This window comes from Dactylosporangium sp. NPDC006015 (assembly GCF_040614215.1).
Lineage (GTDB): Bacteria > Actinomycetota > Actinomycetes > Mycobacteriales > Micromonosporaceae > Dactylosporangium > Dactylosporangium maewongense.
The window spans coordinates 233455-248094 of record NZ_JBEXUD010000010.1 but is presented as its reverse complement, the minus strand read 5'-3'; the positions used below and the strand labels follow the sequence as shown (position 1 = coordinate 248094).

The following is a 14640-nucleotide window of genomic DNA, read 5'->3' as shown; positions in this document are numbered from 1 at the left end:
CGCCTGAGCGGTCTGCCTGGATGTGACCTGCGACCAGCCGACTGGTACAACGAGCGAGTGGCCGATGACGACTGGCAGGCGCAGCGGGCCCGTGCGGTGGCGCACCACGGGGCCGAGCTCGACCGGCGCCGCGCCGCGGAAGCCGAGCAGGCGACGGCGCTTATCGAGCGGTTCGTGGCTGACGCGCTCGCGGCGGGCCTGCCGACCGAGTCGCTGCGGGCCCGCTCGTATGGCGGTCGTTCCTACCGTACGCCGTTGCGCGGCTGGTACCTCAACAGTGAGCACACCATCGCGGTGGGTGACGACGGCCGGTACTACTCGCTGCTGGTGCCGTCGAGCGCGACGGCGTGGCTGACCGGGGTGACGCCGCAGCCGCACGCGCCCCGGCTCATCGTCGGCGAGGGCGGCCGCGACGGCGAGTCGATCCCTCTGCAGAAGGTCCTGGACAGCAGGCTCAGAGACGGATGAACGCGGGCGGCACCTCGTCGGTGAGCCACACGCCGTTGCCTGAGACGTAGAACACGTGGCCGGCCCGGGCCATCTCCCCGGCGAGGACGGTGAGGACGGCGACGGCGCCACCGCGGCGGGTGCCGACCCGGCGGGCGGTCGCGGTGTCGGGTGACAGGTGCACGTGGTGGCGGCCGCCGCGGTTGAGGCCGGTCGCCTGGATCGACGGCAGGGCGGCGGCGCCGGTGCCGTGGAAGAGCACCTCCGGCGGCTCCTGCGGGGTGAGCCCCAGGTCGACCGGCACGGAGTGCCCCTGGTTGGCGCGGATCCGCTCGACGCCGCCGGGTCCCGTCTCGACCGCGTAGCGCTGCTTGTCGTTGCCGGCGACAACCTCGTCCAGGTCGGCCCGGGTGATGCCCATGGCGTCCAGGAACGTCCCGACGGGCACCCAGCCGCCCGGGTCGAGGGTCAGGCCGACCCGCGCGGGGTCGTGGCGCAGCGCCTTCGACATCCGCTTACTGAGCTTGACCAGCTGCTGGTGATCCATGGCCGTTCCATTGTCGGCCCCGCCGCAACCGGATAACGACGCGGTCCGGCCGGATCAGGACCGCGCGGCGCCGGCCCATCCAGCGCCGCAGCGCGCCGGACGGGTCGAACTCGGGCGTCACCGCGATCACCGTGGCGCCGCCGTGCTTCATGACGACGCCGGGCCGGGTGAGGACCGCCCAGCCGTCGCCGAGCGCCTCGTCGAGCCGGACCGTCCGGCCGGAGCGCACCACGAACGGCTGCGGGGCGAGGGGGCCGACCCCGCGCAGCGGCGGGCTGGTGGAGCGCAGCGCGAGGCCCTTCAGGCCGGGCAGCCGCCACACCGCGCCGAGCACGACCCGCCGCACCGCCGCCGCGCGGTCCTGGCCCCCGGTCATCGCCCACCCCGCCACGATCGCGAGCCGGATCTGCGCCTTCGCGTGCGGTTTGCGTTCGCGCTGGAACGAGTCGAGCGCCGACGGGTCGCCGGAGGCGCGCCAGGCCGCCAGCTTCCACGCGAGGTTGTAGGCGTCGCGTAGGCCGGCGCCGAGTCCCTGGCCGATGAACGGCGGCGTCTGGTGGGCCGCGTCGCCGAGCAGGAACACCGTGCCGCGCCGCCACGTGTCGGCGATCCTGGCCCGGAACGTGTACTGCGCCGCCCGGACCACCGTCACCGCCGCACCGGCCCGCCAGGGCGCGAGCAGCTCGTCCACGTCGAGCGCCGGCTCGCCGTCGTGCATCCGAAACTCCCACCTGTACCGGCGAGACCCCAGCTGGATGAAGGTGGCGGCGCGACGCGGGTCGCAGATCTGGTGGACGCCGCCCCACGCGTCGAGGTCCCGGTCGGTGACGCCGTCGACCACCAGCCACCGCTCCTCGAACCCGAGGTCCTCCAGCTCGGCGCCGATGGCCGCCCGGACGGTGCTGTTGGCGCCGTCGCAGCCGAGCACCGCCGACGCCCGCAGCGACGACCCGTCGGCGAGGGTCACCGAGGTGGACGTGACCCCGGTGACGGTGACCCCGCCGCGGAACTCGATCAGCGGCAGCTCGGCGACCCGCGCGCGCAGCAGCCGCTCCAGGTCGGGCTGGTCGAACATGTTGGCCTGCGGCCAGCCGTGCGGGCCGGGCCCCGGGTCGCGGCGGAACTCGGCCATCACCCGGTGCCTGCCGTCGAGCAGCCGCAGCCCCAGCCCCGGCCGGCTGACCGCGGCGAACGCGTCGGCGACGCCGAGCTCCTGCAGGATGCGCATGACCTCGTCGTCGACGTGGACGGCCCGGGGCAGCGGATACGGCTCGGGGTAGCGATCCAGCAGCAGGCACGGCACGCCGCGCTGGGCGAGCAGGATCGCGGAGGCGGCACCGACCGGTCCCGCCCCCACGATCACCACTGGGTCCACGCGGTTCACGCCGCGAGGTTACGTCATGCGCAGCGCGTCCCGTTGAGCGTGAACGCGGTCGGCGCGGTGTTCGTGCCGTTCCAGTTGGACAGGAACCCGAACGTCACGGTGCCGCCGGCGGGGATGCTCGCCGTGTAGCTCACGCTGGTCCAGGTGACCGCGGCGCCGGACTGGGCGTAGGTGGCGCCCCACGACTGGGTGACGACCTGGCCGTTCGCGAAGCTCCAGGTCAGCGTCCAGCCGTTGATCGCGCTGGTACCGGTGTTCGTCACCTTCACGTCGCCCTGGAACCCGCCCTGCCACTGGTTGGTGACGCTGTACGCGACCTTGCACGCGCCGGACGGCGGCGGGGACGACGACCTCGACGGCGACGGCGACACCGACCGGGAGGGCGACGGGGACACCGAACGGGACGGCGACACCGACGACGTCGGCGACGTGACCCCGCCGTAGACGGTGGCCTCCTTGGCGGTGGCCTTGATGCCGTTGGCGCCGTTGAAGATGCGCTCGCCCCAGCTGGTGAGCTGCGCGGGGTTGAAGCCGGTCACCATGTCGAGGTACTCGACGCCGCCGCCGTTGCCGCTCCACGACCAGCCGAGGTAGCCGATCCGCAGCGACTGGGTGGTCGCCATGATGGTGTCCTCGTCGGGGTTGCCGTCGGAGTGGTTGAACCCGAACTCCCCGACGACGATCGGCAGCTTCGCGGTGACGAACCGGTTGAGATAGTCGTTGATCTCCGCGGCGGTGTCGAACACGCCGTACATGTGGATCGAGAACACCGTGTTCTTCAGCGGGTCGGCGGCGAAGACGGTCGCCGCGTTGTCGCGCATCGTGAAGGACCAGTCCTGGCCCCAGTTGGGCGCGTCGACCATGATGGTGTGCTCGAACCCGTTGCTGCGCAGGCGCTTGACCGCGTTGGCGGTGTCGGTGGCCCAGTTGGCGACGGTGGCGGCGTTGTTGCCGTAGGGCTCGTTGCCGATGTTCACGATGACGTACTTCTCCTGGCCGGCGAGGGCGCTCTTGACGCTCAGCCAGTAGTCGACCGCCCGGTCGAGGGTGATCGCGCCGCTCTGCTCGCCGTAGCCGGTGGTGTCGTGCGCCTCCAGGACGCAGATGAGCCGGTTGGCCTTGCACAGCGACACGACGTTGGCGACGTCGGCGGTGTCGTTCTTCGTCCAGCGGTCGCCGGTGGCGAGCACGACCCGGACGCTGTTCGCGCCGAGCGCCTTGATGTTGGCGAACGAACTGGTCTGCGTCGGGTACCAGGTGTGCGCGTGGCTGACGCCGCGCATGACGAACTCGGCGCCGTTGGCGTCGTAGAGCCGGCCGTTGCTGACGGTGAAGCCTGTCGCCGCCGACGCCGGCTGCACGGCGACGAGCAGCGACACCACGACCGCCAGCGCCGCGGCCGCCGCGAGGGTGATCCGCGTTCTCATGTTGGTCCTCCTAGGGGGTGTTGGACGCAACATATGAAGCGGTTCAGTTCACGGTCAACGATGTCAGCGCCGGGCCGCAGGTCGGCCGCGCGAGCGGTGTGAAACTTGCAGCGCCGGGTAGCTGGGGCCGCATGACCATCGACAATCCGTCCGACCTGTTCCTCTACGAGCTGTCCGGCATGTACGACGCCGAGCGCAAGAGCAACCATCTCGTCGGCGAGATGCTCGGCCAGGCCGAACAAAGCCCCCTCGCCCAGATCCTGCGGGCCCAGCAGCAGCAGGGACAGCAGAAGATCCAGAACATCGAGACGTGCTTCGCGATGATGGAGATGGAGCCGGTCGAGGTGCCGTGCTCGACGCTCGACGGGATGCGGGCGGAGTTCCAGGCGTTCGCCGGCCAGCGGCCCTCCACCGAGGCGATGGAGATCTACGCCGTGGACGCGGAGACGAAGCTGGCGCACTTCGGCATCGCCGGCTACCGCGGACTGATCGACAAGGCGCTGCTCATGGGCGAGACGCAGTGCGCGCAGATCCTGCAGACCAACCTGGTGCAGAAGCAGGAGAACGCGGGGACGTTCGAGCGGATCAGCCACGAGCTCGGCCAGCGGGTGGCCATGCAGATCTGAGGCAGATCTGAGGCGAATACAAGGCCGTAGGGGGCCCCGACATCGGGCCCCCTCCGGTCCTCCGGGGTCAGCCCCCGAGACTCGCCGCAGCGGAGGCGATCGCCGAGGCGAACGTGCTCACCTGCGTGTAGACGCCCGGGTAGTTCGGGCGGGCGCAGCCGTTGCCCCAGCTGACGATGCCGACCTGGATCCAGGCGTTGGCGGCGTCGCGGCGGAACATCGGGCCGCCCGAGTCGCCCTGGCAGGTGTCGGTGCCGCCGGCGGCGTACCCGGCGCAGATCTCGTCGTTCGGGATCAGGTCCGGGTAGGAGTTGTCACAGGTCGAGTCCGCCACGTACGGCACGGTCGCCTTAAGCAGGTAGCGCTGCTGCGCGCCGCCCTCGCGCGCCGCACCCCATCCCGCGACGGTGAAGGTGCCGGTGTTGTACGTGGTGTTCGTCGCGATCGGCAGCAGGGCCAGGCCGCTGACGGGCGACGCGAGCCGGATCAGCGCCCAGTCCTTGCCGTTGCCGTTGTACCCGGGTGCCCGGTACACGTAGTTGGATTTGACCTGGACGCGGCTGGCCGACTGCAGGTCGACCACGCCCAGCGTCGCGGTGATGCCGGTGTTGGTGCCGGTGGCGCCCACACAGTGCGCGGCGGTGAGCACCAGCCGCGGGCTGTACAGCGCGCCGCCGCAGCCCATCGAGAGCCGCACCATGAACGGGAACTCGCCCTGCGCCGCACGGGTGCCGCCGACGACGTCCTGCTGGGCGTGCGCGACGCCCGGCAGCACGCCGACGGTGGCGATGACGGCGGTCAGGACCGCCAGGAACCTTCGAACCATCCGGAGCCTCCCCAACGAGTTGGATGATGGGGAGGATGGTATCCATCGATTCGATACCTATGGATATATCGTCCGGCTCATACTGCCGACCACGACGCTGGTCTCGGTCTCCGGGTCGGTGACGGTCGTCGGCGTCAGGCCGCTCCCGGCGAGGACCGCGTGGACCGCGTCCAGCTGGGCGTCGCCGGCCTCGGTCAGCAGGCGCCCGTCGCGGGCCAGCCAGCGCGGCGCCTCGGCCGCGACCCGGCGCAGCACGCGCAGGCCGTCGTCGCCGCCGTCGAGCGCGGCCCGCCGCTCGTGCACCCGGAACTCCTCGGGCAGGAACGCGATCTGCGCCGTCGGCACGTAGGGCACGTTCGCGAGGAGCACGTCGACCCGCCCGCGCAGGTCCTCCGGGAGCGGGTCGAAGAGGTCACCCTCGTACACCTCGGCGTGCGGGAGGTTCCGTCGCGCGCAGGCCACCGCGGCCGGGTCGACGTCGGCCGCCACCAGCCTCGTCCCCTCCCTGCCGCGGGTCGCGACCGCGCCGAGCGCCCCCGTGCCGCAGCACAGGTCCAGCACCGTGTGTCCACTGTGGATGAACGTGCGTGCGGTGACGGCCAGGAGCTCGGTGCGGTGGCGCGGGATGAACACGCCGTCCTCGATGGCGAACCGTTCGCCCGCGAACAACGCCCACCCGACGAGGTACTCGATGGGGTACCCCTGCACCCGCCGCTCGACGAGCGTCGCCAGCCGTTGTTCGTCGCCGGCGGCCGCCTCGGTGAGCAGCGCGGCCTCGTCCTCGGCGAACACGCATCCGGCGGCGCGCAGCCGGTCAATAACCGTGGGCACGCCGCACTGTAGCGCTGCTAGTCTGACCTGTGCGCGCGGTTATGCTGTCCGGCCCGGGTCCCGTGTCCAACCTGAGCGTCGTCGAGGTGCCGACACCCTCGCCGCCGCCCGGCTGGGTCAGGATCCGCGTGCGGGCGTTCGGGCTCAACCGCTCCGAGCTGCACACCCGCCTCGGCCTCGCGGAGGGCGTGGTCTTCCCCCGCGTCCCGGGCATCGAGGCGACGGGCGTGGTGGACGACCCGGGTGACTCCTCGTTCGCCGTCGGCCAGCAGGTCACCACGATGATGGGCGGGATGGGCCGCACCTTCGACGGCGGCTACGCCGAGTACACGGTCGTGCCCGCCGCGCAGGTCATCCCGTTCGTGTCCGAACTGCCGTGGCCCGCGATCGGCGCCGTCCCGGAGACGCTGCAGACGGCGTACGGCTCCCTCGTCACCGCCCTGGACCTGCGGCCCGGCCAGACGCTGCTGATCCGCGGCGGCACGTCGTCGGTCGGCCTGGCCGCCGCCGCCCTCGCCCGGGACCTCGGCGCGACCGTGCTGTCCACGACCCGCTCCCCCGGCCGCCTCGCGGCGCTGACCGCGGTCGGCGTCACCCACCCGCTCGTTGACGACGGCTCGGTCGCCGCTCAGGTCAGGGCGCTGTTCCCGGACGGCGTCGACGCGGCCCTGGAGCTCGTCGGCACCCCCACCCTGCCCGACACGCTGGCCGCGACCCGCGTCCGGGGCACGGTCTGCTTCACCGGCATGCTGTCCAACGAGTGGCTGGTCCGCGACTTCTACCCCATCGGCTACCTGCCGACCGGTGTCCGCCTGACCGCCTACGGCGGCGAGGCGAGCGACCTGCCACCCGCGGTCCTGCAGCGGTTCCTCGACCGGATCGCCGCCGGCGAGGTGACCCTCGGCCCGGTCCACACGTACGCGATGGACGACATCCGCACCGCCCACACCGACCTGGAGCGGGGCACCCACATCGGCAAGCTGGTCGGGCTCGCCTGATGCCCTCGTACCAGCAGCTCGTCGAGGAGGCCCTGGCCGCCCCGGTCGCCGGCTGGGACTTCACCTGGCTGCGGGGCCGTTCGCACGGCGGCGACCCGTCCTGGTCGTACCCGGCCCTCGCCCGCCCGCTGATCGCCGGCGCGTCGTCGCTGCTGGACGTCGACACCGGCGGCGGCGAGCTCCTGGCCTCCCTCGCCCCGCTCCCCCCGCGCACCGTCGCGACGGAGTCCTGGGCACCGAACGTCCCGGTCGCCGCCGCCCGCCTGTCCCCGCTCGGCGTCGGCGCCCTCGTGTTCCACCTGTGCATGGTCTCCTGGCAGATCCCCGACTTCACGGTCACCCGCTACGAGCCCGCGCTGCGCCGCCTGCACGCCGCCGGCCCGGTCGTCGTGCACACCCACCGTTTCCTGATCCACGCGGTGCGGTAGCCGTGGAGTACCCCGACCTGTCGCCGTACGAGTATTACGAGTTCCCGCTCCCGATGCGCAACGTCGGCTGGCTGGGACCCTCCTTCACCCCGCGACCGCCCGCCCCGGACGTCGACCCGCGACCCCTGCGCGCCGCCTCCCGCGCGCGGTCCAACGTGATGCTCGGCTGGCACGACTGCCCGTGGTGCCCCGGCACGACCGCCCCCCACGACGGCAACGGCGAATACCACTACTACGCCCACGACGGCGAGGTGTACGCCGCCCCGGTCATGCTCCTGCACTACGTCGAGGTGCACGGGTACCGCCCGCCGGAGCAGTTCCTGCAGGCCCTGCGGGTGCCCGGCGAGCTGCCCTGGGACGACCGCGCCGATGATCTGCCCGAGCTCGTCCGCTGGGGCTTCGACCTGCAACGCACCATCGACGGTGCCAACCCATGACGTCGCACTCGAACGGCAGGTACAGCGCCATGCACACCGCAGAGGCCCGCATCGAGGACGCGGGCAACATCCTGGTCGCGCCGGCGGCCCTGCACGACGATCCGCTGGTCAGGGACTTCTTCGGGGCCGTGAGCACGCCGCAGGAGCTGCCCGCCGTGCATCGCAGGACCGTCTACCTGTGCGGCGACGTGTCCAGCATCGGCGCGCCCGCGCTCGACGGGGCAGCGCGGGTGTTCGTGGTCGACGGGCTGTCGCACGGCTCCGCGCCGTGGCCGGTCGCCGACCCCGGGCAGGTGCCCGTCCGCGTCCACGGCGCCGGCGTGTACTACCGGCGGTTCTTCGACCCCGGCGCCGGCCACTTCGGCCGGATCAGCTCGGAGCACGCGTTCCAGTCCCTCACGGAATCCACCAAGCCCGGCACCGCCCACCGCACCGGGATCTACCTGACCCCCGTCACGCGGGACGGCGCCGACCTGCACTTCCGCCTGCTCCGGTGCTCCACGAACCTCTCAGGCCCGACCGAGAACTTCGCCGCGACCGACACGCGCATCGTCGAGGCCCTGAACCGGGAGGCCGCCCACGTGTTCCGGGGCCACGCCCCGCTGAACCACGTCCTCGCGCAGATCTACCACAACACCCCAGGCACCGGCGAGCGCAAGCAGTCCAAGGCCAAGATCTCGGCGCACGCCGACAAGACCAAGGACATGCCCGGCAACGGCGTCATGGCCTTCTGCACCTTCTACGACGGGCTCGACAAGCTGCGCCCCCTGGGCCCCTTCGACCACGGCCTGAACGGTGTCAGCGGGCTCACCAGGCTGCACTTCCGGCTCAAGGCGCCGGCCGACCTTCCGGAGCAGTTCACCCTGACCCTCTATCCCGGCTCCGTGTTCTTCATGCCGCTGTCCACGAACCGGCTGTACACGCACGAGGTCCGGCCCCCGACGCTGGACGCCGGGCTGCTGCCGACCCGCCTCGGTTATGTGGTCCGCTGTTCGAGCGCCGAGGCCGTGCACAGGGACGGCCGGACGTTCCTCAAGACGGACGGCGGTCCGGTCGAGCTGGGACCGCCCACGCCGGAGGGCATGGCCGAGCTGCGCAGGTTGTACGCCGAGGAGAACCGGACCCAGTCGTTCGTCCACTACGGCGACGAGCTGCGCTTCAGCATGAACTCGGGGGACTACCTTGCACCCCGGGTCTGAGTTCCGCTCGTACACCCTGACCGCCGGCGGGAACCCGTTCGAGGAGCTGTTCGCGTCGGTGCGGTTCGAACCGGTGGGCAAGGGCCGGCTGGGCGCCGTCCTGGTCGGGACCGGCGAGACGGGTGACGTGCCGATCGTGCGCACCACCACCCGCTACAGCCTGCCCGCGCAGCGTTTTCCGCCGGTGTACGAGCGGCTGGCGCGACAGGTCCAGGCCTGCGCGGCGCTCCCTGTCGCCTTCAACAACGCGCTCGTCGAGAGCTACACGAACGCGTACACCACCATGGGCGGCCACAGCGACCAGGCCCTCGACCTCGCGGACGGGTCGTCCATCGCCGTCTTCTCCTGCTACGAACGACCCGAGGTGCACCCACCGCGGAAACTGGTCGTCGAGCCGAAGGAGCCCGACGGCGCCACCTACGAGATCCCGATGCCCCACAACGGCGTCATCGTGTTCTCCCTCGACACCAACCGCCGCCACCGCCACCGGATCATGCTGGACAGACCCGCCCAGATGCCCGAGAACCGCTGGCTGGGCGTGACCTTCCGGACATCGAAGACCTTCGTCCGCCACCACGACGGCCATGCGACCCTGTCCAACGGCGCGCACCTGACCTCAGCCGACGCCGCCCAGCAACACGAGTTCTTCCTGCTGCGGCGCCGCGAGAACACCGAAACGGCCTTCACCTACCCTCCGCTGACGTACACCCTCAGCAACAGCGACCTACTGCCACCCCTCACCACCCCCACCGGCTGACCCGCTGCGGGCAGGATGGACACCAGTCGCCCGACGAGTTCCTTCTCGAGCGCCAGTGGGACGGAGGGCAGTCGAACCCGACAGAACGAGACTACGGTTGTTGGTGAACCAGGACAGGCCCGACTTGACGATCCACCGGCGCCGGCCAAGACACTGCGAGGACTCGACGCCCTTGCGAGCGACGCGGACCGTGATGCCTCTGCGGTGGACCCCGGCCTGGATCGCCTTGTGGTCGTAGGCCTTGCCCGCGTGCAACTTCCCGGGGCGGTGGCAGGGCCAGCCGCGACGGCCCCGTACCGGTATGAGGGACTCCAGCCGCGGGAGCAGCGCTCGTGGTGGAGGTGTTCCCACAGCCCGTGCATGGTCCACTCGATGAACCGGCGGTGCACCGTCGGCCGGGACACCCCGAAAAGCCCCCGCGGGCAGCTTCCGCCACGAACAGCAGATCATGCCCAAGACCACAACCTCACCAGCTGAGACCCCTAGACTCGGTGCGGCTCCAGGGCGGCTCGGTGCGCCACCGGCAAGCGGCGCGCCACCGGGAATTGGCGTGGCACCGGCGACCGGCGCGGCCCCACGAGTTGGGCCTCCGTGGTCGCCAGCAGACGTGGAAATGTCGGCGGGGCTCGGGACACCGCTGGAGCCGTGGAACTCAACGCCGGTGGGGCGAGCGAAGGCGTTGCCTCCGACGAGCACGGCGTGGCTCGGGTGCACCGCCCGATGGACCGAGATGGGAACCGTTGTCGCCGGTGGACCTGGACCGGCGGGCGGCGCCGAGGGTGCGGGCGGCGCGGGGAGTTCCCCCGGGTGCCCGGGACGGCGGTCGCAGGCGGGGCCGATGCCGGTGCGCCGGGCCGCGCGCTCGCGTGCGGATCCGTCGAACGCCTGACTGGCGGGGTGCCCGCAGACGCGACCGCCGGGGTGCCCGCAGACGAGGTCAGGCCCGCTGCCGACGTCGCAGCCAAGGGTGGCACCGGCTGGGCGGCCACAGGCGGTGCCGAGGCGGTCGAGTCCGCTGCCGACGTCGCAGCCAAGGGTGGCACCGGCTGGGCGGCCACAGGCGGTGCCGAGACGGTCGAGTGTGCTGCCGCCGTCGCGACCGAGGGCGTCACCAGCTGGACCGTCGCGAGCGTCGGTGGCGAAGCGGTTGAAGGTGGCGGCGCAGTCGGAACCGTTGCCCGCTGGGTGGTTGACGGCGCTGGCCCAACCGCCACGGACGTTGCCGGCGAGGTGGTCGAGTGCGCGGCCGAGGGCAGCACGGGCTGAACGGCGCACGCGGTGCCGGTGAGGCGGTCGGAGGCGGTGGTCGTGGTGGCGCGGCCGGGAGGCATCGGCGGTGACACGGTCGGAGGGGGCGGTGGTGGGACGGTCGGCGGGGGTGGGGCGGTCGGGCGTGTTGCCGGTGGGGGTGCGGTGGTGAGGGTGCGGGCGTTGCGGAGGCGGGTCAGCTTGGTGGCGTGGCGGGCGGCGAGGCCGTGCGTGCGGGCCTCGGCGAACTCCGCCTTGGCGCGCGACCTGGCCTCCCGCCGGCGGCTGTGCTCCTCAGCGGCGGCGGCGCGCCGGGCGGCGCCGACCGCGGCCCAGTCGACCTCCGAAACCCGCGGCGCCGGGCCGGAAAGCGGTGCGGACAAAGAAAAGTATGGCCGTGGCATGAGCGACCTCCCCTCAACCGCTCACCACCCATCCTTCCTCAACCACACCCCCCGCACACCGGCCGAAAGAAGGGAACCAGGGCGTAGGTCGTCGCGTGTACAGGTGTGACGATTCGCAGACGAACCATCCTCGTGGCCGGGGCAACCGCCGCCGGCACGGCGCTCGCGCCCGGAGCGCCCGGAGCGCCCGGAGCGCCCGGAGCGCCCGGAGCGCCCGGGGTCGCCGTAGCAGCCGGGACAACCGGGACGGCCGAAGTCGTCGTCCTGGCCGTGGGCCGGGGCGGCGGGCCGGCGAAGGCGTTCCTGGAGCTGGTCCGCACCGACCGGCCGGCGGAGCCGATCGGGGTGCCGTTCGAGGGGACGGTGCCGGTGCCGGTCGACCGGGGGACGTACCTGGTCTCGGTGGAGGTGCAGGAGGACCGCGTGCGGACCTGGCTCGTGCAGCCCGGAATCCGGGTCGACGGGGCGGTGACCCTGACCGCCGACGCGCGGGCCGGGCGGCCCGTGGCGATCGCCGTGCCGCGGCAGGACGCGGTGCCGGAGCTGCTCGAGGTCAGGTACAGGATGCCGGTCAGCGGCGGTGAGACGTGGGAGAACGGGTTCACGGTGCGCGGTGACCTGCGTGGCGTGTACTTCGGGGCACTGGGCAGGGAGCGGCCGGTCGACGGGTTCCGGGTCATGGTCGCGGTCACCATGACCGCCGCCGGGGCCGCCTACTTCCTGGCCTGGATGGTGTACGGGCGGCTGCCCGCCGGCCTCGCCCGCACCCTGACCCCGGGACAACTGAGCACCGTCAGGAGCCGGTTCGGGGCGAGGGTCGGCAGCGCGGGCGTCACGTACACGAGGCCGCGGATGCCGGGCGGGGGCGGGGTGTTCGCCGCGGCCCTGCCGCTCGAGGCGCTCCCGGCGCGCCGCGACGACCACTACAACCTCGACGCGGGCGGCGTGACGTGGCGGACCACGTTCGAGGAGCCGGCCGCCGGGGTGCGGCTGGAAGGGCCGGCCGGCACGGCGTGGAACGAGGGGGTCGCGGCGCCGAGCGTCGACGTACAGGAGCTGCCCGAGCAGTGGGTGTCGCGCAACGGTGACACGCTCGTCGTCGCGGCCCGGCTGCACGGGGACGGCGCCGGGCATCCGGGGAGCGCGGAGTACGCGAGGGCGCGGACGGCCGTGTACCGCGACGGCGTGCTCGTCGCCGAGGCCGACGCCGCGGAAGGGGTGTTCGAGGTGCCGCCGAAGCCGGGACTGTTCCGCCTGGAGATGCGGGCGGAGCCGGCGACGTTCGGGACCGTCGTCGACGTCGCCTGGACGTTCCGGTCCGAACATGTGCCCGGCGGGGACTGGCGGCGGATGCCGCTGCGCGCGGTGTCCTTCGCGCCTGTACTGCGGGCCGACGGCACCGCCGCCGACGGCCGGGCGTTTCGCTTCCCCTACCGAATGACGACGCAGGCGACGACGGCGGTGCGGCCGGGGGTGGAGGTGTCCTACGACGACGGGCGCTCATGGTTCCCCGCGCTGGTGACCGCCACGCACGTCGCGGTCGCACACCCGGGCGGCAAGGGCTGGGTGTCGTTGCGGGCCACGGCCGAGGGGCTGGAGCAGACGACGCTGCGGGCGTATCCGTTCGGGCCTTGACCGCGACGATGGCGCTGCTGAGAAGATCCCAGCAGCGCCGGACCCGGTCACGCCACGTGCGCGTCGGCCGCGTCGAGGGCGTCGTCGATCGCGTCGATGCCCTGCAGCAGCTCTTCCTCGGTGACGACCAGCGGCGGCACCACGTGCAGCCGGTTGAAGTGCGTGAACGGCCACACGCCGCGGGCCTTGCAGGCGGCGACGACGTCGGCCATCGGCTTGGCCGCGGCGCCGGACGCGTTGTAGGGCACCAGCATCTCGCGGGTGTCGCGGTCGCGGACCAGCTCGATCGCCCAGAACAGGCCCAGGCCGCGCACCTCCCCGACCGACGGGTGCCGGTCGCGCAGCTTCTCCAGCCGCGGCGCGACGACCCGCTCGCCGAGGTCCTTGACCCGCTCGGGGATCCGCTCGTCGCGCATCACCTCGATGGTCGCGACGGCCGCCGCGCAGGCCAGGGGGTGGCCCGAGTACGTGAGGCCGCCGGGGAACGGGCGCTCCGCGAACGTGTCGTACACCTTGTCGCCGAGCACGACCCCGCCCAGCGGGACGTAACCGGAGTTGACGCCCTTCGCGAACGTGATCAGGTCCGGCACCACACCCCACCGGTCGACGGCGAACCACTCACCGCACCGGCCGAACCCGCTCATCACCTCGTCGCAGATCAGCAGCGCCCCGTGCCGGTCGCACAGCTCGCGGACCCCGGTGAGGTACCCGGGCGGCGGCACGAGGATCCCGTTGGTCCCGACGACCGTCTCCAGCACGACGGCGGCGATCGTGCCCGGCCCCTCGAACATGAACACCTCCTCGAGGTGCTGCAGGGCGCGCTGGGTCTCCTGCTCCGGGCTGTCCGCGTGGAAGGAGGAGCGGTAGGGGTACGGGCCGAAGAAACGCACGACGCCCGGCATCGCGGGCTCGTTGGCCCAGCGGCGCGGATCGCCGGTGAGCGTGATCGATCCGGTGGTCGCGCCGTGGTACGACCGGTACGCGGCCAGGATCTTGTGCCGGCCGGTCGTCAGCCGCGCCATCTTGACGGCGTGTTCGTTGGCCTCGGTGCCGCCGTTGGTGAAGAACACGTGCGACAGGTCCCCGGGCGCCACCTCCGCGATGAGCCGCGCGGCCTCGCTGCGCGCCGGGTTGGCGAAGCTCGGCGCGACCGTGCACAGCAGCGCCGCCTGCTCCTGGATCGCGGCGACGACCCGCGGGTGCTGATGCCCGAGGTTCAGGTTCACCAGCTGTGAGGAGAAGTCGAGGTACCTGGTGCCGGCGGCGTCCCAGAACGTGCTGCCGAGGCCGCCGGTGACGACGACCGGGTCCAGCGCCCGCTGCGCCGACCAGGAGTGGAAGACGTGCGCGCGGTCGTCACGGTAGGCGTCCGCGTCGGAGATGTGTCCGGTCATGAGCCGACGCTAATCGCACACGTCCGGCCGTACAATAGCTTCATCGTTACAG

At 72.4% G+C, this 14640-nt stretch carries 15 protein-coding genes; 9 read left to right on the top strand and 6 right to left on the bottom strand.

Annotation, left to right across the window (positions count from 1 at the left end; genetic code table 11):
* Nucleotides 1-57 precede the first annotated feature (57 nt).
* Entirely contained in the window at nucleotides 58-468 is a 411-nt protein-coding gene (locus ABZ321_RS20440) for a hypothetical protein (RefSeq protein WP_354893297.1), read from the top strand.
* On the opposite strand, the gene ABZ321_RS20435 is transcribed toward ABZ321_RS20440, so the two are convergent.
* From ABZ321_RS20435 to ABZ321_RS20425, 3 genes are read right to left on the bottom strand one after another with little or no spacing between them, the layout of a single operon-like run.
* Nucleotides 455-994: an RNA 2'-phosphotransferase gene (locus tag ABZ321_RS20435; RefSeq protein ID WP_354893294.1), complete on the bottom strand. Its 540-nt coding sequence runs from the start codon at nucleotides 992-994 to the stop codon at nucleotides 455-457. The genes ABZ321_RS20440 and ABZ321_RS20435 overlap by 14 nt on opposite strands.
* Nucleotides 963-2378: a bifunctional 3-(3-hydroxy-phenyl)propionate/3-hydroxycinnamic acid hydroxylase gene (locus ABZ321_RS20430; RefSeq protein ID WP_354893291.1), complete on the bottom strand. Its 1416-nt coding sequence runs from the start codon at nucleotides 2376-2378 to the stop codon at nucleotides 963-965. Before ABZ321_RS20430 ends, ABZ321_RS20435 begins: the two co-directional genes overlap by 32 nt.
* A gap of 14 nt (nucleotides 2379-2392) precedes the next feature.
* On the bottom strand, nucleotides 2393-3805 hold the full coding sequence (locus tag ABZ321_RS20425) for a cellulase family glycosylhydrolase (RefSeq protein WP_354893288.1): 1413 nt from the start codon (nucleotides 3803-3805) through the stop codon (nucleotides 2393-2395).
* Between the two features lie 131 nt (nucleotides 3806-3936).
* Between ABZ321_RS20425 and ABZ321_RS20420 the strand changes: the two genes are divergently transcribed.
* Nucleotides 3937-4431, top strand: coding sequence for a DUF892 family protein (locus ABZ321_RS20420; RefSeq protein ID WP_344502562.1), 495 nt, complete (start codon nucleotides 3937-3939; stop codon nucleotides 4429-4431).
* A 67-nt stretch (nucleotides 4432-4498) separates the two neighbouring features.
* On the opposite strand, the gene ABZ321_RS20415 is transcribed toward ABZ321_RS20420, so the two are convergent.
* Together ABZ321_RS20415 and ABZ321_RS20410 are read right to left on the bottom strand one after the other, a co-directional pair.
* Entirely contained in the window at nucleotides 4499-5257 is a 759-nt protein-coding gene (locus tag ABZ321_RS20415; protein WP_354893285.1) for a serine protease, read from the bottom strand.
* 57 nt (nucleotides 5258-5314) lie between these two features.
* The gene (locus ABZ321_RS20410) at nucleotides 5315-6088 is read right to left on the bottom strand and encodes a putative protein N(5)-glutamine methyltransferase (RefSeq protein ID WP_354893282.1); all 774 of its coding nucleotides are present in this window, start codon (nucleotides 6086-6088) and stop codon (nucleotides 5315-5317) included.
* Between the two features lie 29 nt (nucleotides 6089-6117).
* Between ABZ321_RS20410 and ABZ321_RS20405 the strand changes: the two genes are divergently transcribed.
* From ABZ321_RS20405 to ABZ321_RS20375, 7 genes are all read left to right on the top strand, one after another.
* Nucleotides 6118-7086 (top strand): zinc-binding dehydrogenase, encoded by a 969-nt coding sequence (locus ABZ321_RS20405; protein ID WP_354893279.1) that lies wholly within the window; start codon nucleotides 6118-6120, stop codon nucleotides 7084-7086.
* Nucleotides 7086-7514, top strand: a complete 429-nt coding sequence (locus tag ABZ321_RS20400) for a hypothetical protein (protein ID WP_354893277.1) — start codon at nucleotides 7086-7088, stop codon at nucleotides 7512-7514. The genes ABZ321_RS20405 and ABZ321_RS20400 overlap by 1 nt, the downstream gene beginning before the upstream one ends.
* Nucleotides 7515-7516: 2 nt before the next feature.
* Nucleotides 7517-7951, top strand: coding sequence for a hypothetical protein (locus tag ABZ321_RS20395; RefSeq protein WP_354893274.1), 435 nt, complete (start codon nucleotides 7517-7519; stop codon nucleotides 7949-7951).
* A complete protein-coding gene (locus ABZ321_RS20390; protein WP_354893271.1) occupies nucleotides 7948-9150 on the top strand; it encodes a hypothetical protein in 1203 nt (400 codons plus the stop codon). Before ABZ321_RS20395 ends, ABZ321_RS20390 begins: the two co-directional genes overlap by 4 nt.
* Nucleotides 9134-9907 (top strand): alpha-ketoglutarate-dependent dioxygenase AlkB, encoded by a 774-nt coding sequence (locus tag ABZ321_RS20385; protein ID WP_354893268.1) that lies wholly within the window; start codon nucleotides 9134-9136, stop codon nucleotides 9905-9907. Before ABZ321_RS20390 ends, ABZ321_RS20385 begins: the two co-directional genes overlap by 17 nt.
* 807 nt (nucleotides 9908-10714) lie before the next feature.
* Nucleotides 10715-11173 (top strand): hypothetical protein, encoded by a 459-nt coding sequence (locus ABZ321_RS20380; RefSeq protein ID WP_354893265.1) that lies wholly within the window; start codon nucleotides 10715-10717, stop codon nucleotides 11171-11173.
* Between the two features lie 656 nt (nucleotides 11174-11829).
* The gene (locus ABZ321_RS20375; RefSeq protein ID WP_354893263.1) at nucleotides 11830-13194 is read left to right on the top strand and encodes a hypothetical protein; all 1365 of its coding nucleotides are present in this window, start codon (nucleotides 11830-11832) and stop codon (nucleotides 13192-13194) included.
* Nucleotides 13195-13241: 47 nt separating this feature from the next.
* Here the strand turns inward: ABZ321_RS20375 and ABZ321_RS20370 are convergent, their stop codons facing one another.
* Nucleotides 13242-14588 (bottom strand): aspartate aminotransferase family protein, encoded by a 1347-nt coding sequence (locus ABZ321_RS20370; protein WP_354893260.1) that lies wholly within the window; start codon nucleotides 14586-14588, stop codon nucleotides 13242-13244.
* Between the last annotated feature and the right edge of the window lie 52 nt (nucleotides 14589-14640).

Bases quoted from the DNA above. Each gene is read 5' to 3' on its own strand.
- ABZ321_RS20435 (WP_354893294.1), bottom strand. From the start codon at position 994: ATGGATCACCAGCAGCTGGTCAAGCTCAGTAAGCGGATGTCGAAGGCG.
- ABZ321_RS20425 (WP_354893288.1), bottom strand. From the start codon at position 3,805: ATGAGAACGCGGATCACCCTCGCGGCGGCCGCGGCGCTGGCGGTCGTG.
- ABZ321_RS20420 (WP_344502562.1), top strand. From the start codon at position 3,937: ATGACCATCGACAATCCGTCCGACCTGTTCCTCTACGAGCTGTCCGGC.
- ABZ321_RS20415 (WP_354893285.1), bottom strand. From the start codon at position 5,257: ATGGTTCGAAGGTTCCTGGCGGTCCTGACCGCCGTCATCGCCACCGTC.
- ABZ321_RS20400 (WP_354893277.1), top strand. From the start codon at position 7,086: ATGCCCTCGTACCAGCAGCTCGTCGAGGAGGCCCTGGCCGCCCCGGTC.
- ABZ321_RS20390 (WP_354893271.1), top strand. From the start codon at position 7,948: ATGACGTCGCACTCGAACGGCAGGTACAGCGCCATGCACACCGCAGAG.
- ABZ321_RS20370 (WP_354893260.1), bottom strand. From the start codon at position 14,588: ATGACCGGACACATCTCCGACGCGGACGCCTACCGTGACGACCGCGCG.